General features: G+C 65.9%; 24 protein-coding genes. 12 read left to right on the top strand and 12 right to left on the bottom strand.

Annotation, left to right across the window (positions count from 1 at the left end):
* Window positions 1-66: 66 nt before the first annotated feature.
* The 7 genes from ACFTOW_RS08070 to ACFTOW_RS08100 all read left to right on the top strand — a co-directional run bounded on the left by ACFTOW_RS08070 (window position 67) and on the right by ACFTOW_RS08100 (window position 5910).
* A complete protein-coding gene (locus ACFTOW_RS08070) occupies window positions 67-1788 on the top strand; it encodes a sensor histidine kinase (protein ID WP_379914553.1) in 1722 nt (573 codons plus the stop codon).
* Window positions 1785-3014, top strand: a complete 1230-nt coding sequence (locus ACFTOW_RS08075) for a sigma-54-dependent transcriptional regulator (protein ID WP_379914554.1) — start codon at window positions 1785-1787, stop codon at window positions 3012-3014. Before ACFTOW_RS08070 ends, ACFTOW_RS08075 begins: the two co-directional genes overlap by 4 nt.
* Before the next feature lie 134 nt (window positions 3015-3148).
* Window positions 3149-3766 (top strand): heme ABC exporter ATP-binding protein CcmA, encoded by a 618-nt coding sequence (ccmA, locus tag ACFTOW_RS08080; protein ID WP_379914555.1) that lies wholly within the window; start codon window positions 3149-3151, stop codon window positions 3764-3766.
* Entirely contained in the window at window positions 3763-4419 is a 657-nt protein-coding gene (ccmB, locus tag ACFTOW_RS08085; RefSeq protein WP_379914556.1) for a heme exporter protein CcmB, read from the top strand. Before ccmA ends, ccmB begins: the two co-directional genes overlap by 4 nt.
* 48 nt (window positions 4420-4467) lie before the next feature.
* Window positions 4468-5217 carry a heme ABC transporter permease gene (locus ACFTOW_RS08090; protein WP_379914557.1) on the top strand — a complete coding sequence of 250 codons (750 nt, stop codon included), beginning with the start codon at window positions 4468-4470 and terminating at the stop codon, window positions 5215-5217.
* Entirely contained in the window at window positions 5214-5372 is a 159-nt protein-coding gene (ccmD, locus tag ACFTOW_RS08095; RefSeq protein WP_379914558.1) for a heme exporter protein CcmD, read from the top strand. The genes ACFTOW_RS08090 and ccmD overlap by 4 nt, the downstream gene beginning before the upstream one ends.
* The gene (locus ACFTOW_RS08100; protein WP_379914559.1) at window positions 5365-5910 is read left to right on the top strand and encodes a DsbE family thiol:disulfide interchange protein; all 546 of its coding nucleotides are present in this window, start codon (window positions 5365-5367) and stop codon (window positions 5908-5910) included. The genes ccmD and ACFTOW_RS08100 overlap by 8 nt, the downstream gene beginning before the upstream one ends.
* A 102-nt stretch (window positions 5911-6012) precedes the next feature.
* Here the strand turns inward: ACFTOW_RS08100 and ACFTOW_RS08105 are convergent, their stop codons facing one another.
* Window positions 6013-6714 carry an SDR family NAD(P)-dependent oxidoreductase gene (locus tag ACFTOW_RS08105; protein WP_379914560.1) on the bottom strand — a complete coding sequence of 234 codons (702 nt, stop codon included), beginning with the start codon at window positions 6712-6714 and terminating at the stop codon, window positions 6013-6015.
* A 74-nt stretch (window positions 6715-6788) separates the two neighbouring features.
* Window positions 6789-9542 carry an aconitate hydratase AcnA gene (gene acnA, locus ACFTOW_RS08110; RefSeq protein ID WP_379914561.1) on the bottom strand — a complete coding sequence of 918 codons (2754 nt, stop codon included), beginning with the start codon at window positions 9540-9542 and terminating at the stop codon, window positions 6789-6791.
* Between the two features lie 203 nt (window positions 9543-9745).
* Between acnA and ACFTOW_RS08115 the strand changes: the two genes are divergently transcribed.
* Entirely contained in the window at window positions 9746-10492 is a 747-nt protein-coding gene (locus ACFTOW_RS08115; RefSeq protein ID WP_379914562.1) for a DUF1223 domain-containing protein, read from the top strand.
* A gap of 176 nt (window positions 10493-10668) precedes the next feature.
* On the opposite strand, the gene ACFTOW_RS08120 is transcribed toward ACFTOW_RS08115, so the two are convergent.
* The 6 genes from ACFTOW_RS08120 to ACFTOW_RS08145 all read right to left on the bottom strand — a co-directional run bounded on the left by ACFTOW_RS08120 (window position 10669) and on the right by ACFTOW_RS08145 (window position 16576).
* On the bottom strand, window positions 10669-11565 hold the full coding sequence (locus ACFTOW_RS08120; protein WP_379914563.1) for a lysophospholipid acyltransferase family protein: 897 nt from the start codon (window positions 11563-11565) through the stop codon (window positions 10669-10671).
* Entirely contained in the window at window positions 11562-12428 is an 867-nt protein-coding gene (locus tag ACFTOW_RS08125; RefSeq protein ID WP_379914564.1) for a DMT family transporter, read from the bottom strand. The genes ACFTOW_RS08120 and ACFTOW_RS08125 overlap by 4 nt, the downstream gene beginning before the upstream one ends.
* 80 nt (window positions 12429-12508) lie before the next feature.
* A complete protein-coding gene (locus ACFTOW_RS08130; RefSeq protein ID WP_379914565.1) occupies window positions 12509-13573 on the bottom strand; it encodes a flagellar motor switch protein FliG in 1065 nt (354 codons plus the stop codon).
* Window positions 13574-13644: 71 nt separating this feature from the next.
* Window positions 13645-13803 carry a chitin-binding domain-containing protein gene (locus ACFTOW_RS08135; RefSeq protein ID WP_379914566.1) on the bottom strand — a complete coding sequence of 53 codons (159 nt, stop codon included), beginning with the start codon at window positions 13801-13803 and terminating at the stop codon, window positions 13645-13647.
* A gap of 126 nt (window positions 13804-13929) precedes the next feature.
* The gene (gene purB, locus ACFTOW_RS08140; RefSeq protein WP_379914567.1) at window positions 13930-15237 is read right to left on the bottom strand and encodes an adenylosuccinate lyase; all 1308 of its coding nucleotides are present in this window, start codon (window positions 15235-15237) and stop codon (window positions 13930-13932) included.
* A gap of 127 nt (window positions 15238-15364) precedes the next feature.
* Window positions 15365-16576 carry a bifunctional alpha/beta hydrolase/OsmC family protein gene (locus ACFTOW_RS08145; protein ID WP_379914568.1) on the bottom strand — a complete coding sequence of 404 codons (1212 nt, stop codon included), beginning with the start codon at window positions 16574-16576 and terminating at the stop codon, window positions 15365-15367.
* A 218-nt stretch (window positions 16577-16794) separates the two neighbouring features.
* Between ACFTOW_RS08145 and ACFTOW_RS08150 the strand changes: the two genes are divergently transcribed.
* The 3 genes from ACFTOW_RS08150 to ACFTOW_RS08160 all read left to right on the top strand — a co-directional run bounded on the left by ACFTOW_RS08150 (window position 16795) and on the right by ACFTOW_RS08160 (window position 19269).
* Window positions 16795-16998: a hypothetical protein gene (locus ACFTOW_RS08150; protein WP_379914569.1), complete on the top strand. Its 204-nt coding sequence runs from the start codon at window positions 16795-16797 to the stop codon at window positions 16996-16998.
* A 122-nt stretch (window positions 16999-17120) separates the two neighbouring features.
* On the top strand, window positions 17121-18353 hold the full coding sequence (locus ACFTOW_RS08155) for a glycerophosphodiester phosphodiesterase family protein (RefSeq protein WP_379914570.1): 1233 nt from the start codon (window positions 17121-17123) through the stop codon (window positions 18351-18353).
* 181 nt (window positions 18354-18534) lie between these two features.
* The gene (locus ACFTOW_RS08160; RefSeq protein ID WP_379914571.1) at window positions 18535-19269 is read left to right on the top strand and encodes a heme-dependent oxidative N-demethylase family protein; all 735 of its coding nucleotides are present in this window, start codon (window positions 18535-18537) and stop codon (window positions 19267-19269) included.
* A 24-nt stretch (window positions 19270-19293) separates the two neighbouring features.
* Here ACFTOW_RS08160 and ACFTOW_RS08165 read toward each other — a convergent pair whose 3' ends face one another.
* The 3 genes from ACFTOW_RS08165 to ACFTOW_RS08175 all read right to left on the bottom strand — a co-directional run bounded on the left by ACFTOW_RS08165 (window position 19294) and on the right by ACFTOW_RS08175 (window position 21748).
* Window positions 19294-19743, bottom strand: a complete 450-nt coding sequence (locus ACFTOW_RS08165) for a glyoxalase superfamily protein (RefSeq protein WP_379914572.1) — start codon at window positions 19741-19743, stop codon at window positions 19294-19296.
* 188 nt (window positions 19744-19931) lie between these two features.
* Window positions 19932-20723 (bottom strand): lytic murein transglycosylase, encoded by a 792-nt coding sequence (locus tag ACFTOW_RS08170; RefSeq protein WP_379914573.1) that lies wholly within the window; start codon window positions 20721-20723, stop codon window positions 19932-19934.
* 119 nt (window positions 20724-20842) lie between these two features.
* Complete coding sequence (locus ACFTOW_RS08175; RefSeq protein ID WP_379914574.1) at window positions 20843-21748, bottom strand: hypothetical protein; 906 nt, start codon at window positions 21746-21748, stop codon at window positions 20843-20845.
* Between the two features lie 309 nt (window positions 21749-22057).
* On the opposite strand from ACFTOW_RS08175, the gene ACFTOW_RS08180 reads away from it, so the two are divergent.
* The gene (locus ACFTOW_RS08180) at window positions 22058-22672 is read left to right on the top strand and encodes a LuxR C-terminal-related transcriptional regulator (protein WP_379914575.1); all 615 of its coding nucleotides are present in this window, start codon (window positions 22058-22060) and stop codon (window positions 22670-22672) included.
* 4 nt (window positions 22673-22676) lie between these two features.
* On the opposite strand, the gene ACFTOW_RS08185 is transcribed toward ACFTOW_RS08180, so the two are convergent.
* Window positions 22677-23735, bottom strand: a complete 1059-nt coding sequence (locus ACFTOW_RS08185; RefSeq protein ID WP_379914576.1) for a hypothetical protein — start codon at window positions 23733-23735, stop codon at window positions 22677-22679.
* Window positions 23736-23750: the final 15 nt, after the last annotated feature.

Consider the following 23750-nt stretch of genomic DNA (forward strand, 5'->3'; position numbering starts at 1 on the left):
GACTGGGTGCGCCGAACCCTATGTACGCTCTGGCCAAGGCCTGCGGGGCGGTAGTATGACTTGAGGATGACACGCCGGTCCCTTCCCACATCCGCCGCCCTGGCGCTGTTTCTGGCCGCTGTGGCCGGGCTTGGCCTTGGGGCCTGGTCGTGGGGCTACGCCCGGGCGCTGGACCAGTTGGCGCAGCGCGGCGAGGCCGATCTGACACTGGCCGCCGACCGCCTGACCGGGCAGTTGAAGCTGTATCAGCAGATGGCGGTGCTGCTGGCCGATCACCCGGGTCTGGCTGGCCCTCAGCCGCGCGCCCTGCTGCTGGCGGCGGCGGACAAGACCGCCGCGCTGGATGTTCTGCTGTTGAACGGGGCGGGGCGGGTTGTTGCCTCGGCCAATGGTACGGAAAGTACGGATGTGTCCGACCGAGCCTTCTTTCGCCGGGCGCTGCATGGTGCGCTGGGGCAGGACCACGGGCTGAACCCGCGCACGGGGCGGCGCGCGTATTACTTTGCCGCGCCCCGGTTCGGGGCCGGGGGACGGGTGGCAGGCGCGCTGGTGGTGGTCGCCAACATCGACAGGGTCGAGGCCGAGTGGCGCGGCGCACGCCCGGCGGTGTTCTTTACCGACCGGGGCGGCGAGGTCTTCATCACCAATCGCTCGGAGCTCCTGTACTGGCAGGAGGCGGCACAGGGCCTGCGCCCGCCCGAGGGAGAGGCGCTGCCCTTTGCGACGCGCGCGAGGGGCCCGCACACCATCTGGATCGAGGACTGGTCGCCGTATGTGCCCAGCCGCGCGCTGCATCTGGCGCGCGCCCTGCCGGTGATCGGGATGCGCGCACAGGCGTTGATCGACGTGCGCCCCGCGCGGGCCGTGGCGGGGTTGCAGGCGGCGGCGCTGGTGGCGATGCTGCTGGCCTTTGGCGCGGTGCTGTTCTGGCTGCTGGGGCGGCGGCGCGTTCTGGCACTGGCCAATGCGCGGCTGGAAACACGGGTGGCCGCGCGCACCGCCGCGCTGAGCGACGCCAACGACCGGCTGCGCCGCGAGGTGGCCGAGCGTGTCGCCGCCGAGGCCGCGCTGAAACGTGCACAGGATGATCTGGTGCAGGCGGGCAAGCTGTCGGCGCTGGGGCAGATGAGCGCCGGAATCAGCCACGAGTTGAACCAGCCGCTGATGGCGATCCAGCAATTTGCCGAGAATGGCGCGGCCCTGATGGCGCGCGGCAAGCCCGAGGTGGCAGGCGAGAACCTGGGCCGGATCAGCGATCTGGCGGCTCGGATGGCGCGAATCATCCGCAACCTGCGCGCCTTTGCCCGTAACGAAAGCGAGCCGATGGGCCGGGTGGATATCGTGGCGGTGATCGATGCCGCGCTGGACCTGAGTGCAACGCGGCTGCGCGAGGGCGGCATCTCGGTGGGCTGGGCGCGCCCGCCCGGCCCGGTCTGGGTGCGCGGCGGCGAGGTGCGCCTGGGTCAGGTGGTGGTCAACCTGATCGGCAATGCCGCCGACGCGATGGCCGGGCGCGACCAGAGGCGGCTGACCATCGCGCTGACCCCCGGCAGCCCCGTCACCCTTGCGATCAGCGACACCGGGCCGGGCATCGCCGACCCCGACCGGATGTTCGAGCCGTTCTATACCACCAAGGCGGTGGGCGCGGCACATGGCTTGGGGCTGGGTCTGTCGATCTCATACGGTCTGGTGCAAAGCTTTGGCGGCAAGATCCGCGGAGCCAACGGGGCGCAGGGCGCGGTGTTCACCGTGGAGCTGGACCCCTGGGCCGAAGAGAGGGCGGCATGACGCGCAAGGTGCTGGTGGTGGATGATGACACGGCGGTGCGCGCGGCGCTGGCGCAGACGCTGGACCTGGCCGATCTGCAGGCGATCCCCGTCGGGTCGTTCATCGAGGCGCGCGATCACATCGGCGACGGCTTTGACGGGGTGGTCCTGTCGGACATGCGCATGCCCGGGCGCGACGGGTTTCACCTGCTGGATCATTGCCGCGGGGTGGATGCGGACCTGCCGGTGATCCTGCTGACCGGGCAGGGCGATATCCCGATGGCGGTGCGGGCGATGGCGCAGGGGGCGTTCGGGTTTCTGGAAAAACCCTGCCCGCCGGCGGACCTGCTGGCGGTGATCTCTCGCGCCTTGCACGCGCGTGCGCTGGTGCTCGAGAACCGGCGCATGAAGGCGCAGCTTGAAGCCGGCGATGCCGCGGCACGATTGCTGTTCGGACAGTCGGACCTGGCCAATGCGCTGCGCGCGCGGGTGCGCATCGTGGCGCAGGCGGGGGCGGAGGTGCTGGTCAGCGGCCCGCCCGGCAGCGGGATTTCCAAGGTGGCCGAGGTGGTGCACCTGTGCGCGCCCCGCGCCAAGGGGCCGTTCGTGAAACGCGCCGGCGCGGGGCTGGACCCGGAGGGATTCATGGCCGCCTGTGCCGAGGCGGCGGGCGGATCGCTGTTTCTGGACGAGGTGGGCAACCTGCCGCCCGAAACCCAGTTCGCCGCGTTCGAAAGGATCGAGGCCGGCATGACCGCGCGGGTGATCGCCGGGTCCAGCGCCGATCTGGCGCAGGCGGCGGGGCAGGGCGCGTTCATGCCCGACCTGTTCTACCGGCTGGACGTGATGCGCGTGCGCATCCCGTCGTTGACCGAACGCCCCGAAGACATCCCTGTGCTGTTTCGCCACTACGTGGCTCAGGCCAGCGAACAGGCCGGTCTGCGCCCGCCCGAGATCACGCAGGAGGTCATCGCGGGGTTGATGGCGCAGGACTGGCCCGGAAACGCCCGCGCGCTGATGAGTGCCGCGATGCGCTTTGCCCTCGGTCTGGGGCAGGAGGACGCGCAGGGGGATACCGGGCTGGGTCTGGCCGAACAGATGGCGCAGGTCGAGCGGTCCTTGCTGATCGAGGCGCTGCGCCGTGCGGAAGGCCGGGCCAGCCTTGCCGCCGAGCGGTTGAAACTGCCGCGCAAGACCTTCTACGACAAGCTGGCGCGGTTCGGGCTGCGGGCGGATGCGTTCCGGTGATCCGTCCGGGGCGCTGCCCAGGGGTTGGGTCGCGCGTGCCGCGCGCCGCCCGGACTGGGGGGCGCTGCCCCCCGTCCCNTGCCTGCGCTGGCTTGTCTCTTTTCGCCGCGCGCGGGATGGGGTAAGCGACCGGTATGGAATTGAAAGTCACCGATCTGTCCGTTGCCCGTGGGGGCGTGCCCGTGCTGGAAGGCGTGTCCTTTACCCTGCGCGCGGGCGAGGCGCTGGTGCTGCGCGGCCCCAACGGGGTGGGCAAGACCACGCTGTTGCGCAGCGTTGCAGGATTGCAGCCGCCGCTGTCCGGCCAGGTCGGGCTGGACCGCGAGTCGATGGCCTATGCCGGGCATGCGGATGGCATCAAGGCCACGCTGAGCGTGCGCGAGAACCTGGATTTCTGGGCGGATGTCTTTGCCACCGACCGGGTGGGCAAGGCGCTGGCGGCGTTCGAACTGGACGGTCTGGCCGATCGTCACGCGGGCAACCTGTCGGCCGGTCAGAAGCGGCGGCTGGGGCTGGCGCGCATGGTGGTGACCGGGCGTCCGGTCTGGGTGCTGGACGAGCCCACCGTGTCGCTGGACGTGGACGCCGTGGCGATGTTTGCATGGGCGGTGCGCGCGCATCTGCGCGATGGAGGCATGGCATTGATAGCGACCCATATCGATCTGGGGCTGGACGAGGCCCGGGTGCTGAACCTGGGCCCGTTCCGTGCCCGTGCGCCCGAACCCGATGATTTCGACGGGGCCTTCCTGTGATCGCGCTGCTGGTCCGCGACATGCGGCTGGGCACGCGCGCGGGGGGCGGCTTTGGTCTGGGGCTGGCGTTTTTCCTGATCGTGGTGGTGCTGGTGCCCTTTGGCGTCGGACCCGAGACCGGGCGGCTGTCGGGGATTGCGCCCGGCATCCTGTGGCTGGGGGCCTTGCTGGCCTGCCTGTTGTCGCTGGACCGTGTCTTTGCGCTGGACTGGGAGGATGGCAGCCTGGATTTGCTCGCGACCTCGCCCTTGCCGATGGAAGCGGCGGTCAGCGTCAAGGCGCTGGCGCATTGGCTGACCACCGGCCTGCCGCTGGTGCTGGTGGCGCCTGCGCTGGGTGTGCTGCTGAGCCTGCCTGTGCAGGGCTATGTGCCGCTGGTCGCCTCGCTGGCCCTGGGCACGCCGGCGCTGTCGGTGATCGGCACCTTCGGGGCGGCGCTGACCGTGGGGCTGAAGCGCGGGGGGCTGCTGCTGAGCCTGCTGGTGCTGCCGCTTTACATGCCCACGCTTATCTTCGGGGCCGAGGCCGCGCGGCGGGGGGCCGAAGGCATGGAAATCACCACCCCGCTGCTGATGCTGGCGGGGATCACCTGCGGCACGATCGCGCTTTTGCCTTTTGCCTCGGCTGCGGTATTGCGGGTAAACCTGCGCTGACACAGATTTGACTTGCGCGCGGCCTCGCGCGCGCGGAAAGAGAGACCCATGGCATCGTTCTGGCAATACGCAAATCCCAAGAAGTTCGTCGAGACGACAGACCGGCTGTTGCCCTGGCTGTCGGGACTGGCGCTGCTGAGTATGGGCGTCGGGCTGATATGGGGGTTTTTCTTTACCCCTGATGATTTCCGGCAGGGCAGCACGGTCAAGATCATCTATCTGCATGTGCCCGCGGCGCTGATGGCGATCAACATCTGGTTGATGATGCTGGTGGCGTCGCTGGTCTGGATCGTGCGGCGGCATCATGTCTCGGCGCTGGCAGCGCGGGCGGCGGCCCCGGTGGGGGCGGTGATGACGGTGATCGCGCTGGCGACCGGCGCGATCTGGGGCCAGCCGATGTGGGGCACATGGTGGGCCTGGGACCCGCGGCTGACCTCGTTCCTGATCCTGTTCCTGTTCTACCTGGGCTACATGGCGCTATGGGCCGCGATCGAGGATGACGACACGGCGGCGGACCTGACATCGGTGCTGTGCCTTGTCGGATCGGTCTTTGCGCTGCTGTCGCGCTATGCGGTGAATTTCTGGAACCAGGGCCTGCATCAGGGGGCGTCGGTCATGCGGGCGGGGGCGCTGGCGGGTGACACGCAGGAGCGGGTGTCGAATGTCTATGCCGTGCCGCTGTTCGTCTGCATCGCGGGCTTCGTTCTGTTGTTCATCGCGCTGGTGTTTCTGCGCACGCAAACCGAAATCCGCGCGCGCCGGATGCGCGCCCTTCTGGCCCGGGAGCGCCTGCAATGATGCCTGATCTTGGCAAATACGCCGATGCGGTCTTGTCATCCTACGGGGTGTCCATCGTGCTGTTGCTGGTGCTTGTGGTCGCATCGGTGCGGCGCGCGCGCCGGGTGCGGGCCGAACTGGACGAAGTGGAACAAAGGGTGCGGCGCAATGGCTAGATTTTCGCCCCTGATGATGGCACCTCCGCTGGTCTTTGCCGGGTTGGCGGTGATGTTCTGGATCGGCATGGCGCGCGAGGATCCCAACCAGTTGCCCACGGCGCTGGCGGGGCGCGCGGCCCCGGCGGTGGCGATGACCCCGCTGGAGGGCAAACCCGGGTTCACCGACGCCGATCTGCGCGCCGGCGATGTGACGCTGGTGAACTACTGGGCAAGCTGGTGCGCGCCCTGCCGGGTCGAACATCCGCAGCTTGAGGCGCTGGCGGCGGACGGGCTGACCATTTATGGCGTGAACTACAAGGACAAGCCGGACAACGCATTGAAATTCCTTGTTGATCTGGGCGATCCCTATGCCGGGATCGGGGCGGATGACGAAGGGCGGATGGCGCTGGACTGGGGCGTCTACGGCGTGCCCGAAACCTATGTGATCGACGGCAACGGCGTGATCGTGGCGCGCCATGCCGGGCCGGTGACGCAGCGGGTGCTTGAAACCACACTGATGCCCGCGATCGAGGCGGCGCGGGCCGCGACGCAGTGAAGTCGCAGACACCGTGCGGCGCTGTTGGCTGCGCCAAGGCGCCCCGCCCGCCGTCCCGTGGAGTGCTGGAAACTGCTTTGGGCGCACCGGAATGCGGTGAGATTACAGTCGGTAACCGCCTGATACGGTGAGGATTTCGCCGGTGATCGCTGCCGCGGCGGGCGAGGCCAGAAAGCGCACGGCCTGGGCGATGTCCTGCGGCGTGGCGAGGCTGCCGAGGGCGGTCATCTCGATGAACCTGGCGGTGAGGTCGGGGTCGCGCGGGGCCTCGGGCGTGTTGATGGCGCCGGGGGCCACTGCGTTGACGCGGATGCCCCTTGGTCCCAGTTCTTTGGCCATGGCGCGGGTCCACAGATCAAGGGCAGCCTTGGTCGCGCCATACATGCCGGCACCCATCGGTGGCAGGCGGGCGTTGACCGACGATATGTTGACGATGGCGGCCCCGGGCGACAGATGCGGCAGGGCGGCGGCCAGCAATTCTGCCGGGGCGGTCAGGTGCATCGTTGTCATGGCGGCGATATCGTCGCGCGCGATGGTCCCGGCCGGGGTGGGGATGACGCAGCCTGCGTTGTTCACGATCACGTCGATCCGGCCAAAGCGGGCCAGTGTCCGGGCAATGACGTCCTCTGCCGCGCCGGGGGCGGTCAGATCGGCCTGAATGGCCAGCGCGTCGGGCAGGTCTGCTGCGACCGCATCGGGCGGTGTGGTGTTCCAGGTGAAGGCCACCGCGTGATCGCGTGCCAGTTCGGTCGTGATCGCGCGGCCAAGCCCGCGTGCGCCGCCGGTGATCAGGGCTGTTCTCATGGCTGTGCCTTTATGAAAAAGGGGCGCCTATTGGGCGCCCCTTGGTGTGTCATGGATGCGTCATCCACGGGCCATCAGGCCGCCGACTTGGCCAGGTTGCGCAGCACGAAATGCAGCACGCCGCCGTTTTCCAGGTATTCCTTTTCCACTGCGGTATCGATCCGGCATTTCAGCGTGATGGTTTTCACCGTGCCATCGCCAAAGGTGATTTCGCACGGCACTTCGGCCAGCGGGGTGATGGTGTCCAGCCCGGTGATCGACACGGTCTCTTCGCCGGTCAGGCCCAGCGTCTTGCGGGTGTCGCCGTTGGTGAACTCGAACGGGATCACGCCCATGCCCACCAGGTTCGAGCGGTGGATACGCTCGAACGATTCCGCGATCACCGCCTTGACGCCCAGCAGGTTGGTGCCCTTGGCCGCCCAGTCGCGGCTGGAGCCTGCGCCATACTGTTCACCGCCGAAGATCACCAGCGGAACGCCTTGCTCCTGATAGGCCATCGAGGCGTCGAAAATGCTGGTCTGTTCGCCGTCGGGGCCCTTGGTATAGCCGCCTTCGACGCCATCCAGGATCTCGTTGCGGATGCGGATGTTGGCGAAGGTGCCGCGCATCATCACCTCGTGGTTGCCGCGCCGCGAGCCGTAAGAGTTGAACTCGCGCAGGGGCACCTGATGCTCGGTCAGGTATCTGCCCGCGGGCGTGTCCGCCTTGAAGCTGCCTGCGGGGCTGATGTGGTCGGTGGTCACCATGTCGCCCAGCACGGCCAGGATGCGCGCGCCGGTCAGGTTGGTGATCTTGCCGGCCTCGGGCGACATGCCGCGGAAATAGGGCGGATTCTGGATATAGGTCGATGCCGCGGGCCAGTCATAGGTCTCGCCCTCGGAGGTTTCGACTCCCTGCCATTTCTCGTCGCCCTTGAATACATCGGCGTATTTGCTCTGGAACGCTTCGCGGGTCACGGTCTTTTCGACCAGATCGGCGATTTCCTTCTGCGTCGGCCAGATGTCTTTCAGGTAGACTGGGTTGCCGTCCTGATCCTCGCCCAGCGGCTCGGTGGTCAGGTCGATGTTCATGTCACCGGCCAGCGCATAGGCCACCACCAGCGGCGGGCTGGCCAGGTAGTTGGCGCGCACATCGGGGCTGATCCGGCCTTCGAAGTTGCGGTTGCCCGACAGCACCGAACAGGCGACGATGTCGCCCTCGGCGATGGCCTCGGAAATCTCGGGCTGGATGGGGCCCGAGTTGCCGATGCAGGTGGTGCAGCCATAGCCGACGAGGTTGAAGCCGATGGCATCCAGATCCTCTTGCAGGTTCGCGGCCTCAAGATACTGCGACACGACCTGGCTGCCGGGCGCGAGCGAGGTCTTCACCCACGGCTTGCGGTTCAGACCCAGGGCCCGCGCCTTGCGCGCCACCAGACCGGCCCCGATCATGACGTAGGGGTTCGAGGTGTTGGTGCAGGAGGTGATCGAGGCGATCACGACCGAGCCGTCCTTGATCTGGTAATCCTCGCCCTTGACCGGGTAAGACTTGCGCGGGTCCACGACGGGATCATGTGCAGGGCCTTCGTCGGCCATGTCGGTGGCGGCGGGGGTTTCATCCGAGCCGCGATATTCGGCCACCACGTTGAAGAAACTGGATGCGGCCTCGGTCAGCGGGGTGTGGTCCTGCGGGCGTTTGGGGCCGGACACGGCGGGCACGACGGTGCCCATGTCCAGATGCAGCGTGTCGGTGTAGACCGGATCGTAATCCGGGCCGCGCCAGAAACCGTTTTCCTTGGAATAGGCCTCGACCAGCGCCACGCGATCCTCGTCACGGCCGGTGCCGCGCAGATAGCGCAGGGTTTCGTCGTCGATCGGGAAGAAACCGCAGGTGGCGCCGTATTCGGGGGCCATGTTGGCGATGGTGGCGCGATCAGCCAGCGGCAGGTGATCCAGGCCCTCGCCGTAGAATTCCACGAATTTGCCGACGACGCCCTTTTCGCGCAGCAACTGCACGACCTTGAGCACCAGATCGGTGGCTGTGGTGCCTTCGGTCATGGCCCCTGTCAGCCGGAAGCCCACAACCTCGGGGATCAGCATCGACACCGGCTGACCCAGCATCGCGGCCTCGGCCTCGATTCCGCCCACACCCCAGCCCAGAACGGCCAGGCCGTTGACCATGGTGGTGTGGCTGTCGGTGCCTACCAGCGTGTCGGGATAGGCGACCATGTCACCGTTCTGGTCCACATCGGTCCAGACGGTCTGCGACAGGTATTCCAGGTTCACCTGGTGGCAGATGCCGGTGCCCGGCGGCACGACGCGGAAATTGTCGAACGCGCCCTGACCCCATTTCAGGAACTGGTAGCGTTCCATGTTGCGCTCATACTCGCGGTCGACGTTCATCTGGAAGGCGCGCGGGTTGCCGAACTCGTCGATCATCACCGAGTGGTCGATCACCAGATCGACGGGGTTCAGCGGGTTGATCTTTTGCGCGTCGCCGCCCAGGGCCTTGATGCCGTCGCGCATGGCGGCCAGATCGACCACGGCGGGCACGCCGGTGAAATCCTGCATCAGCACGCGGGCCGGGCGATAGGCGATCTCGCGTGGGTTCTTGCCGCCATTGTCGGCCCATTCCGAGAATGCCTTGATATCATCGACCGAGACGGTGAACCCGCCATCCTCGAATCGCAGCAAATTCTCCAGCACCACCTTCAGCGCGGCGGGCAGCTTGGAGAAATCGCCCAGTCCTGCCGCCTCGGCGGCGGGGATCGAGTAATAGGCGACGCTTTGATCACCTGCGGTGAGCGTCTTGCGGGTCTTGGCAGTATCCTGTCCGACTGTGATGGGCATAAAGGCCTCCGTGCTTGCGGCGATAACTTGGCTGGCTTGCTTCTGCCGCATCCCCGGTATCCGATCAAGAGGGCAGGTGGAAATATGTATACCATTGCACACAAAAAACCAATGCACATGTGACTTGGCTCTCGCAAAGGCTTGATTGGTTATTTCAGACCGGCTTGGCTAAGGTCTGCGTCAGGCAAAGAAATGGGTAGGCAATGACTGGTAAGCTGACAGCGTGGTTCGTCGCGGCGGTTGTGATGTGGGGTGGGCTGGTGCAGGCCCAGACATCAGGTCAGGCTTCGGCCCGGACGCAAGATCAGGCGCAAACCCCGCCCGTGGTGGTCGAGCTGTTCACCAGTCAGGGCTGCTCGTCCTGCCCGCCCGCCGACAAGCTGTTGCACGAACTGGCCAAGCGGGATGACGTGATCGCGCTGGCGCTGCATGTGGACTACTGGGATTACATCGGCTGGAAGGATGTGTTCGCCAAGCCCGGCCACACCGCGCGGCAAAAGGCCTATGCGGTTTCGGCCGGTCGCCGCAGCGTCTATACCCCGCAGATGATCATCGACGGCAGCGATCACGTCGTGGGCAATCACCCGGTCGATGTGGCCGATCTGGTGCGCGCCCATGCCGATCGCGCGCGGGCCGTGGTGCTGGAGGTCCGCCGCGAAGGCACGGACGGTCTGCGGATCGACCTGCGCGCGCAGGGCCGCGCGGCGGCGCCGATGATCGTGCAACTGGTGCGCTATATTCCGCAGCAGACTGTCGAGATCAAACGCGGCGAGAACGCGGGCAAAAGCCTGAGCTATGCCAATATCGTCAGCGACTGGGACATACTGGCGGAATGGGACGGGCGCGCGCCACTGGTGATCGAGGCCAAGGTACCGGGAAAGAACCCCGTTGTGGTGCTGGTGCAGCACAAGGGGCCAGGGATGATCGAGGCCGCCGCCCACCTGCGTTGATCTTGCCCTTGTCAGGATGAGCGCGGGCAGGCCCGCGCGCTGCCTGTCTCGGCCCGGGCCCTTGGCCCGTGCCTCGGGCCGCGTGGTGCGACCGGGTTGCCAGACACGGTGCGCGGCAAGCATGGCCGGTGTCGGAGCCTCCGGCGGGGATATTTTCAGAGAGAGGAAAACAGGGGTCAGATCTGCTGGCCCGTGCCCTTCCAGCGGCGGTGGATCCAGAACCATTGGTCCGGGTGCTGGCGGACAAGGGATTCGAGCGATGCGTTGACCGCGCGCGTCATGGTGTCAGGGTCCGTATGCGGAATCGGCGCTTCGAGCCGGATGCTGAAATCAAGGCCGTTTTCCTGCCGGATCGAGAAGGTGGGGATCAGCACCGCATCGTATCTGATCGCCAGTTCCGCCGTTGCCAGCGAAGTGCGGGCGGGCTGGCCGAAAAAGGGCAGGGCAGGCGCGTTCGAGACCGACAGGTCGGTCAGAACGCCCAGCACACCGCCGCCTTTCAGGTGGCGGACCATCTGGACCATGCCCGCGCGGCCCTGTTCGAACATCGGCTGGCCGATGGCCCCGATGGACCGGACGTAATGGGCGTTGAAATAGGGGTTGCGCATGCGCCGGTAGAGCGCGCCCATATCGTGCCCGCGCGCGATCAGCGCGGCGCGCGCGGCGTCGTAATTGCCGAAATGCGCGGTCACCAGAATCACCGGACGGCCCTGCGCGCGGGCGTGCTCGAGCGCGGCAAGGCCCGGGCCCCCGATCGGGGACCGGCTGGCGCGGGCGGTGAAATCGGCGCCTGAATAGATCTCGATCAGGGTGCGGCCCGCGTTGTCGGGCACGGTGCGTAAAAGGCGTGCCACGTCGGGGCCGGGCAGGTCAGGCAGCGCGTGGGCCAGGTTGTCGCGGATGCGCCGACGCCAGCCTGCCAGGGGCGCGATCACCCGCGAGGCCAGCCAGCCCATCAACGGCACCCGCCAGCGATAGGGCAGCGCCAGCGCCAGGCCGAACATCGCGCGCAGGGCCAGATTTGTCGCCCCGTAGCGCAGGCGCTGGGGCAGGGGCAGCTTGGGGTCGCTCATGTCTGGCGTTTGGCCTTGCCGAAGGTTTCGCGCTGCCAGACATAAAGCCCGGCCCCCACGATCACAAGCGCGCCCACGACCGTCCAGAGATCGGGGTATTCGCCAAAGAACAGCATCCCCCAGATCGTCGCGAACAGCAGCCCTACATAGGCGAAGGGGGCCAGCATGCTGGCCTCGCCGATCCCCAGCGCGCGGATCAGGCACAGTTGCGACAGCGTGCCGAAGACCGCGATCATGCCCATCAGCGTCCAGCCGATCAGACCGGGGTCGCGCCAGTAGAACGGCACGATGACGGTAAAGATGACCGCACCGAACAGCGCGGTATAGAGCAGCGAGGTCCAGGGGCTTTCGTTGCGCCCGACAAAGCGTGTCACGATGTTATAGGCCGAATAGCTGATCGCGGCGAGCAGCGGCAGTATGGCATAGGGCGAGAACACCGCACTGCCCGGTCGGATGATGATCAGCGCGCCGATCAGCGCGGCACCGATGCCCAATGCGCGGCGCAGGCCGATCTTCTCGCCCAGAAACACCGCAGCCCCCAGGGTGATCAGCACCGGGTTGATGTTCATGATCGCCGTGGCCTCGGCCAAGCTGATGTAGGCCACGCCAAAGAAGAAGAACGTGGTGCCGAACATCAGGAAGATCGAGCGCGCAAGCTGCATCCAGGGATAATTCGTGCGCGCGACCGTGCGCAGGTTTGGCAGCACGAAAATCAGCACCATCGTGGCCTGCCCGGCATAGCGCGCCCAGATCGCGGGCACCGGTCCGGTATGGCGGGCCAGTTCCTTGGCTGTGGCATCCATGGCGGCGAAAAAGAAGATCGCGGTGATCATCAGGGCGATGGCGCGCCCGGTCTGGCCCATCGGCATCATCTGTCTGGCTGTGCTGCAGGTGTCATGACCTTGCTTTACGGGGCAGGGGCGGGGCTGTCCAGACGGGGTGGTTACGGATCGTCCTCGTCCGGGACCTGCATCGCGATCTCGCCCGCAGCTTCAAGATCGCGGATCGCGGCGATCACCGCGTTCTGCGCCTCTTCTCCGGGTTTTGTCTTGACCGGGGAAAGGTCGCCCATTTCCTCGCGCAGGCCGTCGGCCATGCGTTTCGAGATGTTGGCCAGCAGGAACTCGGCCGCCGCCAGCATGTCGCCGCCCGCGTCAGAGGCAAAGCGCAGGGCGGTGATCAGGGTCGGCTGTTCGACCACGCGCAGGATTTTCGGGACGTCGGTGGGGGCGATGCGCGCAGGAATATCGGGGAAGGTAAAGATCGACTTGCGCACGCGGGCGGCGAATTCCTGATCCTCGTCATCCAGACCTTGCAGCAGGTCCTCTCGCGTGGCGGTGGCCGACAGGTTCAGGATTGCGCCCACCCGGCGTTCGGGCGTGTCGTCAAAGGCCTTGTCTGGCACGTCGTCCAATTGCGTCGCCAGCGACAGTCCGATCCGATAGACCGAATCGGGAGTGACCGCATCGGTCTGCGATACGGCATAGGTCATGCGGCGGGCGCGGTCACCGGGCAGCGCGCCCAGCAGTTCGGCAGCCTTGGGCGTTGCCAGCTTCGACAACACCACGGCAGAGACCTCGGTCGCTTCGCGGTCGATGATCTGCAGCAGTTGCGCGACATCGAGCGCGCGGATGCGATCCCACGGGTCGCCAAGCTGGCGCACCCCGGCCTCGCGGCGCAGGCGGGCGGCGGTCTGGGGGCTGATCTTGCCATCAAGGTCGCTGAGCGCGCCGATCAGCCCGCGCGGAAAGCTGAGGCCGATCTGCTCAAGCTCGGTCGCGAATTCACCGATCACATCGGCCAGCGTCCTGCGGTCGATCACGCGCATCTGGCCCAGTTGCTGGGTCAGCGCGGCTTGCAGATCTTCTGGCAGGTCTTCCAAAGAAAGCGGTGCGCCTTCATTCAGCAGAAAGCGCACCACGATGGCCGCCTTTTGGCGGCGGGTCAGGCGCGCCGTCCGGGGTTCAGGCGGTCGCGCGGTGTTGGAGAGGGGCGTCAACTGGGTCATGCCTGTCCTCGGCTGGCTGGTAGCGCCAGATAATCGGACAGGCGTAAAGAAACCCTTTCGCCCCTGTTGGTTTAGCTGTTGACCTGAGCGGTGCAGGACTGGCTTGCGCTGTCCCAGACGGTGCCTTCGGCGCAGGACATCGCCTGATGGGTCTTGCCTGCGCACATGGCCGAGGCCAGGGCAGGGGCGGTGATCAGGGCCAGAGCGGCCAGTGCAGTCTTCATGGTCATTCTCTCTCTCCTGTTGGCGTCTACAACATGGCTTAGAATAGCACGGGTTGACCCAAGGTCAAAACCCGCAGTGCGATGCCGGGTGATCAGGCGCGGCACCTGCATGTTTTTGCGGCGCTCAACCCTTCAGCATTCGCCGAAGACGCGGGTAAAGATCGTGTCGACATGCTTGGTGTGATAGGCCAGATCGAATTTTTCCTCGATCTCCTCGGGCGACAGGGCGGCCGTCACCTCGGGGTCGCCCAGCAGTTCGGTCTTGAAATCGCGCCCCTGCTCCCAGACCTTCATCGCGTTGCGTTGCACCAGCGTATAGGCATCCTCGCGCGAGACACCGGCCTGCGTCAGCGCCAGCAGCACGCGCTGGCTCATCACCAGGCCGCGGAACTTGTTCATGTTTTCCAGCATCGTGTCGGGATAGATCACCAGCTTGTCGATCACCTGGGTCAGCCGGTGCAGGGCGAAATCCAGCGTCACGGTGGTGTCGGGGCCGATGGCGCGCTCGACCGAGCTGTGGCTGATGTCGCGCTCGTGCCACAGGGCCACGTTTTCCATCGCCGGGATCACCGACATCCGCACCAGCCGCGCCAGCCCGGTCAGGTTTTCGGTAAGCACCGGGTTGCGCTTGTGCGGCATCGCGCTGGAGCCTTTCTGGCCCTTGCTGAAGAACTCTTCCGCCTCCAGCACCTCGGTGCGCTGCATGTGCCGGATCTCGATGGCGATATTCTCGATGCTGCTGGCGATCACGCCCAGCGTGGCAAAGAACATCGCATGCCGGTCGCGCGGGATCACCTGCGTGCTGATCGGTTCGGGCTTCAGCCCCATCATCGAGCAGACATGGCTTTCGACATTCGGATCGATATTGGCAAAGGTGCCCACAGCGCCGGAAATCGCGCCGGTGGCGATCTCTTCGCGGGCGCGTTGCAGGCGCAGGCGGTTGCGGCGCATCTCGGCGTAGAACCGCGCAAAGGTCAGCCCCATGGTGGTGGGTTCGGCATGGATGCCGTGGCTGCGACCGATGCGGATATCCATCTTGTGCTCGAAGGCGCGGCGGCGCAGCGCCTCGAGCAGCTCGTCCATGTCCACCAGCAGGATGTCGCAGGCGCGGGTCAGCTGGATGTTGTAGGTGGTGTCCAGCACGTCGGAACTGGTCATGCCCTGATGGACGAACCGCGCCGCGTCGCTGCCCACATGCTCGGCCAGATGCGTCAGGAAGGCGATAACGTCATGCTTGGTCACGGCCTCGATCTCGTCGATGCGGGCCACGTCGAATTCGACGTCCTTGGCGGCCCAGACGGCCTCGGCGTTTTCGCGGGGGATGACATCCATCTCGGCCATGGCATCGCAGGCGTGGGCCTCGATCTCGAACCAGATGCGGAACTTGGTTTCGGGCGACCAGATGGCCACCATGTCGGGGCGGGAATAGCGGGGGATCATCGGTTGGGCCTTTCGCTTTGCGGGGTGCCTGCGTGCGCGTTCTAACGCCCGGTCCCGGCGGGGGCAAGCGGACCGCGCAGGCACGCCGGGCGAAAAGCCGCGTCGCGCGATGGGGCAGGGCGGTCTGTCAGAGCAGTTCCGTGATCACGGTCGAGGACCGCTCCAGCGTGCGATGCACCGGGCAGCGATCCGCGATCTCGCCCAGCCGTGCGCGCTGATCTGCCGACAGGGCTCCGGTCAGGGTGATCCGGCGGGTGAAGCGGTCGATCTTGTCGCCACTGGCCCCGCCCGCATCCTGCGCATGCACCTTGTCGTGGCAGATGTCGACGGCCACATGCTCCAGCGGCCAGCCCTTGCGCCGCGCATACATGCGGATCGTCATCGAGGTGCAGGCCCCCAGACCCGCCGCAAGAAACCCGTAAGGCGACATGCCGCGATTGGTGCCACCATAGGCCACGGGCTCGTCGGCCAGCGCGTGGTGATGCGGGCCCGACTGGATGTCCTGCAAGAAGCCTTGCGGATCGGCCTCGGACACGCGCAGCACGCCTTCGGGGGCGCCCGGTGGCGGGGCAGGCGGTGTCAGCGTCAGGTAGCGCCCGGCCCATGCGGCGATCACCTCGGCGGCGTATTCCGCATCGCGTGGGGCGCTGATCAGGTGATCGGCATCGTCCAGCGTGACAAAGCTCTTGGGATGCTTCTTGGCCATGAAGATTTGCGTGGCATTCTCGATCCCCACCACCTCGTCACGCGGGGCATGCATCACCAGCAGGGCGGCGCGCATCTGGGCCAGCGCGGCGTCCAGCGCCTCGGCCTGCACATCCTGGACGAACTTGTGCCCGATGCAGAACTCTCGCCCGCCCAGATCGACCTTGGCGGTGCCATGCTCGGCGATTGCCGTCAACGCGTCTGCAAAGTTGTCCATCACATGGCCGGGATCATGCGGCGCGCCCAGCGTGACCACCGCGCGCACGCTGTCGATCCGTCCCGCCGCCCGGATCACCGCGGCCCCGCCCAGGCTGTGCCCGATCAACAGGCCGGGGGGCATGCCGCGCCCGGCCAGATAGGTGGCTGCGTGCTCCAGATCCTCGATGTTCGAGGTGAACGACGTATTGGCGAACTCGCCCTCGCTGTGGCCCAGCCCGGTGAAATCAAAGCGCAGCACCGCGATCCCCATCATGGCCAGCCGCCGCGCGATGCGCCGGGCGGCCGGGATATCCTTTGAACAGGTGAAGCAATGGGCAAATATCGCGGTGGCCAGATGCGGCCCGTCGGGCAGGTCCAGCCGCGCAGCAAGGCTGTCGCCGTCATGGCCGGCAAAGGTGATACGTTCGGTGGGCATTGCTGTCTCCGGTGGCAGGCAGGGATGTGGGGTGGCGCGGTCAAGGTGCGGGGCCGGTCGGGGCTGCGCAACCCCTGTGTCATGTGCGTCACGGGATGGTGAGGCGCGGTCAAGTTGCGTGACAGAGTCAACTTAATCTGGATCATTGCGGGAATCTGCCAGCGCAGCTAGCCTGACCTCGGAGCGTGGGAACAGCCGAACCCATAGGGGACAAAGCCATGTTGCAACAGAACAACCAGCCGCAGGATCGGGGCGGGGAGGCCTGGATCCTTTTTCGTCCCGGTCTGGTCCTGCCGCCACCGCCCTTGCCGGAGCCGATTTGCGACTGCCATTCCGTCGGCGATCGCGTGATAAGGCGCGTCGTCGAGGACCGCGTGCTGCCGGAACTTCTGGCCCGCTTTCGTCAGCGCGGGCAGGGCTAGGAACGACGGGGTCACGCCCCCGGCGCCTGTCGCGGGCTGTCATGCAACTGTCCCGAAAGTGTCACCGGACTGTTGCAAGCTGCTACGAGTGCTGGCGGACAACACTCGATGGGAGAGATCACATGCTTATCAAGCCGATGCTGGCCCTGTGCGTGGCGTCCACAGCGATTGCCGGTGCCGCGATGGCCGAAGGCACCACCTATGGCCCGCGCCCGTTCTACCTGATCGACCGGATGCACGATGGCCCGCTGAAGGAAAAGCTGGCAAGCTGCACCGGCCAGGCGCCTTCGATGTCGAAATTTTCAATCGGGCACCGTGGCGCGCCTTTGCAGTTTCCCGAGCATACGGTCGAGTCCAATGTCGCTGCCGCGCGCATGGGCGCGGGTATCTTGGAATGCGACGTGACCTTTACCGCCGACAAGGAGCTGGTCTGCCGACACGCCCAGAACGATCTGCACACCACTACCGACATCCTGGCCACCGATCTGGCCACGAAATGCACCAAGCCGTTCAGCCCGGCCTCGGGCAACCGGAATGCCAGCGCCGAGTGCCGCGCCAGCGACATCACCCTTGCCGAGTTCCGAACGCTGACGGCCAAGATGGATGCCGCCAACACCAAGGGCACGACCGTGGCCGAGTACATGGACGGCACGGCAGGCTGGCGCACCGACCTGTATTCGGTTCAGGACGGCACCTTGATGACCCATGCGGAATCGATTGCCCTGTTCGACAGCCTGGGCGCCGATTTCACGCCCGAGCTCAAAAGCGCCTCGGTCGACATGCCCCATGACGGGTTCAGCCAGGCCGATTATGCGCAAAAGATGATCGACGACTACAAGGCCGCCGGAATCGATCCTGCCCGTGTCTGGGTGCAGTCGTTCGATCTGGACGATGTAAAATACTGGATCGAGAACGAGCCGGAGTTCGGCGCGCAGGCGGTCTATCTGGACGACCGCTATGCCGAGTCGGACGAGGACGAGGGCCTGATCGATTACATGGACCCGGCGACCTTCAAGCCGACCATGCAGGAACTGGCGGACATGGGCGTGAAATACATCGCACCGCCGATGTGGATGCTGCTGACGCTGGACGACGCGGGCAACATGGTGGCCAGCCCCTATGCGACCGAGGCGCAGGCCGCGGGCTTGAACGTCATCACTTGGACACTGGAACCCTCGGGGCCGTTGATCAACGGCGGCGGCTGGTACTTCCAGTCTGTCAGAGAGGCCATCGACACCGATGGCGACTATTTCACCATCCTGCACGCCCTGCGCGAAGAGGCCGGTGTCGTGGGGGTGTTCAGCGACTGGCCCGCGACCGTGACCTATTATGCCAACTGCATCGGTCTGGACTGAGACGATCGGGTGGGCGCGCTTTTGCGGGTGCGCCCACCCGCCCACTCGCACCCGCAAAAGCGCGCGTGCCTGCGCCTGAGGTGTGTGCAGGTCGCGAGTGCGGGAGCCTCCGGCGGGAGTTTGTCTAGCAAGATGAAGCAGGGGTCTTTTCCTTGGCGGCGCACGGCGCTAATCCTGTCGCATGATCCTGCAATCGCACATCCCCTATGACGTTTCGCCCAAGGCGCTGCCCGGCATGGCCCCGATGGCCCCAGATGACTGGATTTGGGTCGATGACGCCTTTGGCCCGCAGATGGTCGAGCGGGCTCGGCTGCTGACGGATCGGCGCGATGATGTGCTGGCGCTGGATGACAGCGCGCGGCCGGCGGCAGACGAGTTGCTGGAGACCATTATGGAGCATCTTGATGCCCATCCCGATTACACGGTTTGCGGCGCGCAGGTGATCCGCCCCGATGGCGTGACCGTGGCGGTGGACCGGCGCGATCCGATGGGCACGTTGGGCATCCTGGTGCAGCAGGATCTGTGCATTTTGCAAAAACAGGGCGACGAGCATGTGCTGACCGGCGCTGTCTTGTGCTTTCCGTCCTACTGGACCCTGTCCGAAAAGATCATGCGCCCGATGGTGCGCATCCATCTTCCGGTCGACATGTATGATGACAACATCGCCCGCCGCGTGCAGCGGCTGTTTGACGGGATCAAGCCGGGCCGCCCGATGTGGCGGTTCAATGCGCATCTGTATGATGATCCGACCTTGTTCACGCCCCGGCGCGAGGCCGATCGCTATCCGCGTGCACACAACCCCGAAGGCGCCTATCTGCGCAGCGAACGGCAGACCCTGTGGCGCCTGCCCGAGACCGGCGCGGTGATCTTTGGCATCCATACCTTCATGGTGCGGCGCAAGACCGCCGCGACCTGACCGGCAGGCCGCGACGGCGTGGCATCAGTCGGTGTGCAGAACCACATGCGGCTGACCATCCGACGTGTGTTCAGGCGTCACGCCCTGGCCGTTCACGGTACAGCGCACCTGACGACGCAGGTTGCTGAGCCCGGCAAAGGGGATCACGTCAACAGGCGCGTCAAAGACCAGCACCAAGCGCCAGAAGCCGCCGCTGGCCTGGTCGACCGCCTTGATCCGTCCAGCAAAGGGCTGGCCAAGATAGAGGCCGGACACACGTTGCCCGATCTGCCAGCGTGGTGTCGGGCCGGATGTTTCCGGGGCCGCGGCCGACAGGGTGTTCCAGTCGCGAAAGCCCCATTGGCGGGCCAGCGCCTCGAGTGCGGCGGCGTGGCTGAGAGGCGTGCCGCCTTGTGTCATTGTCTCGCGCAGGCGCCGCGCCTGTTGCTTGAGTTGCGCGCGCGTCGGCACGGGGGGCGAAAGTGTCGGGGTCATATCCCATCTCCTGCGGGTCATCTGACGGTAAACGGGGTTCGCATTGCCGTCCGGTCACGACCCTTGCACAGGTTGGGACAGGAGAGAGAGTGCAGGGCTTCACCATGGCCAGAGGCCTGCGAACGGCCGGAGCCTGCATCCAGGCTGATCAGATGGGCAACCATCGCCCCGCTGTCAAGACCGCGGTGTCACCCGTCGATCTGTGCGCCCATGATCGATAGCGATTCCTGATAGACCGAGGCCGCGTTCCAGGTCTTGAGCACCTCGTAGTTATGCGTGCCCTTGTTGTACGGCTGGCCGGGCCGCCAGCCTTTCTGGCGCAGGTAATTGGCGGTCGAGGCCAGCGCATCGGCCTGATTGTAGAAATCCACCCGGCCATCGCCATTGGCGTCCACGCCATAGGTGATCGCGTTGCCCGGCAGGAACTGGGTATGGCCCAGCTCGCCATGCTTTGCCCCCTTGGTGGCGGCGGTGATCGATCCCTGATCCACCAGTCTCAGCGCGCCAAGCGCGTGCGGAATGAAGAACTCGGACCGGCGGCAATCAAAGGCCAAAGTGACGATGGCCGACACCACGGAACTGTCGCCCATGAAGCGGCCAAAGCCGGTTTCCATCCCGTGAATGGCAATGATCACGCCTGCCGGCACGCCGAACCGCTGCTCGAGCGCGGTGTAGAATGCGGCGTCGCGTGCCTTGCGCTCGCGCCCCTGCCGCACGATGGTCGTCGCCCCGCGGATTTCAATGAATTTGTCGAGGGAATAGCGAAAGCTTTTTTGGTTGCGGTCGGCGGCGATCGTGCCGGTGGCGTATTGTGCGTTGGCCAGGGCCTGCAACCCGCGCTGGCCAACGCCCGCCCGCTGCGCGCTTTGTGCGAAACTGGCCTTCCACGCGTCGAAGCCGGCAGATCTGTTGCCGCATTGCGCCGCCCATGAGGGCAGCGCAACAAGGCTTAGGGCGATGCTGAACAGCACGTGACGCATGGGGGTACCCTTTTTTGACCGATTTGAACCGCGAATTTACGATCCGAGGTTAGCGTCAAACCGGCTGCGGCGTAAAGCGTCGTAAAGCCGGTGCCGTGGTTTTCCCTTTTGCGCCGCCCTTAGAACAGCGACACGAGCGAAGCCGCCATGGCCGGTTCGAAGTAGAGGGACATCCCCCCGACAAACCCCATCACCAGCGAGGCCGCGCGCAGGTTTTCCCCCTTGGTCAGGTTGTGGGCCATCAACGGCAGGGCCACCGGCAGCGACACCGTGGCCACGCAAAGCGAGACCGCCCATGTGGCCACGCGCTCGGGCGTGCCGGGCAGTCCTGCGGCCTTGCGCATTGCGTCGATCTCGTCAGGGCTGGCGGGTTGGCGCAGGATGTGGGCCAGATGCGTCTCGTAGCTTTGGACATGCGCATCCGCCTTGCGGGCGGGACCCTTGCGATAGGGCCGTTGCCTTGGGGCGGCCTTGGCCTGCGGTCGGATCCGCCGGGGGCGGATATCCTGTGGCGCCTGCCCGGGCATGACGCTGGCGCGGGCCAGACCGGGCTTTGGCCGCGCGGTGTGCGTACTGGCGCTGCGGGTCACCCGGCGCGGCGCGATGCGACAGGCCGGTGTCGCGTCATCGGGGCAAAGCGCATCGACGAAATCACGCGCCGGGATGCGCAGCCCGCTTTGCATCCAGTCGACCGACGTCACACGCAGCGCGGCAAGCAGAGGGCGCAGCACGTTGATCAAAAGCGCCTGCAGTGCGGGTGTGTCGGCCTCTTCCAGAACATCCGCATTGCCCAGGCTGATCACCAGCTGCGCCTCGGTTTCGGTTGTCATCCACTTGGCGCGCAACTCCAGATCGGCAGTGTGCAGACACAGGCCTGAGGCGTCATTTGCGTGGATGCGCGGGTCTGGCAGGCCATTGGCCTGCAAGGTGTAGCGGAGAATTTCGGACAAGGCGTCCATATGCACTCGGTCACGGGGGGCCACGTACAATGTGGTTACGATCATCGGTAACTGAAAGTCGAACATTGGCTCTACCTTTCGTTGCGATCTACAGCCCTGGGTTGGGCTGGGAATTTGACCATGACTCGCAATAGCGGCATAACCTTGACGACAGGATTGGCCGAAAACCACAGGATTTTAACCATTTGCCACATGGTCGCCACAATTCGGCATCGTTCTGCGCCCGTCGCGTGATGGCCCAGATAATGCAACCGATTCGCGAATTTGGCTGACCCCGCTGCGGTACGGGCAGGCAGGCGCGCACGTTGCGACCGGATGCGTTGCACGATAGGGTTTGGCCGCGGGATCGACCCGGGCACAATGGCAAGGACCGTCATGAACGGCGCAGATGTAGAGGACAGTTATCGCGACGGCGTCTTTGGCGAACTGGCGTTCCTGCACGCGCCTGTCGGGCTGGTGGTGACGGAAAACCGCGTGATCCGGGATTGCAACCTGATGTTCGCGCGCATGTTCGGCTATGGTCGTGCCGACCTGCGTGACCAGTTGTTCGCGATCCTGTATCCCAGCCAGGAAGAATTCGTGAACATCCGCAGCCGGGGCATCAAGGAGTTGCGCGAAACCAACGCCTATTGGGACGAGCGCGTGATGATGCGGTCCTGCGGCGCGCTGTTCTGGTGCCGGGTGCGCGGTCATTCCTTTACCCCGGACGAGCCGCTGACGCGCGCGGTCTGGTCCTTTGCCGATCTGTCAGATGCGCGGCCCTATCAGCCGCTGACCCGGCGCGAACGCGAGGTGATGTCGTTGCTGGGCGAGGGCAAGACCAGCAAGGAAATCGCCCGCGTGCTGAACCTGTCCTTTCGCACGGTCGAGGTGCATCGCGGCAGGCTGATGCGGAAGTTCGGCGTGCGCAATACCGCCGGTCTGTTTCAGGCGCTGGGGGGGCTTGGCGGCACGCATATGGTGCCGCATGGCAGCGTGCCCGAGGGCTGAGGCGTCAGTTGCGCGGGCCGACCGCCGCGCGGATCATCTCGGACTGGCTCTCGAACCACTGGCCCGCCAGATGGCTGATCAGCAGATAGGCGGCGATGCCCGCAATCGTGATCAATCCGTTGGGTGACAGGGCAAAGCGGCCGATCCGCGAAGCAATCTGCGCCATCAACCCGGATTCGTGCGTGACGGGGCGCCTGGGCCGCGGGGTCAGTTCCGACAGGTCCACGACCCGGGGTGGCGGGGCGTCCGGGTCGGGCCAGTCACCCAGGCCGATCAGGATGCGGCCATCCGGGCCACCGTGACGGATGAAGATGCCATCGTGCGTCGGATGGCGCAGATGCGCGCCATCGTCCAGCCGGAAGACACCGCCGACATGATCGCGCAAAAGCGAGGTCAGCAGGGTCAGGCCGTCATGCAGGGGCAGGGTGGATGGCACCAGCATCACCGTCTTGTCGCAAAACCGTTCGGCCCCGATAAGGATCAGGCCAAGCGGCGGCAAAATGCCCGCGATGGTGGGCACCTGGGCCGAGGCAATCGGCAGGGGATGCAGGCACAACGCAATGGGCAGCGTCATTTCCGAGGTGGCCAGCACCTCGGACCGGGTGAACAGCATGTCCGACAGCGGCATGTGCACGACCACATCCGCGTCCGCGTCGATCAGGATCAGCAGCGCGCGATGCAGCACGACCAGTTGCATCGGCCAGGGCAGGGTGCCGTCGTCGTCCTGCGTGGCGGTGGTGGTGACGGTCAGCTCCATATACCAAGCGTGCCGCGCCACCTGATCCGGCAGATCGCCGGGCTTTATGGCCATGAACGGGGCGTTCAACGCCGCGGCAAGGGCAGGCATTGGGCAGGGGATATCGACCATACGCAGGCGCAGGGACACAAGCGGGTGGGCGAACACATGCGCGCCTGCGTCATCCTGCCCCATGTCCTGTAAAGACAGCTGCACACGGGCCAGGGCGTCATTCAGACGCGCGGCAAACCCTGCCAGGTCAGGCAGGCCTGCATCCTTGGGGTACAACAGATGCGCCACAAGCGGCGCGTCGGTCTGATCTGTCATCTGCGCGGTCTTTCC

It is taken from the genome of Lacimonas salitolerans, assembly GCF_042677865.1.
Lineage (GTDB): Bacteria > Pseudomonadota > Alphaproteobacteria > Rhodobacterales > Rhodobacteraceae > Lutimaribacter > Lutimaribacter salitolerans.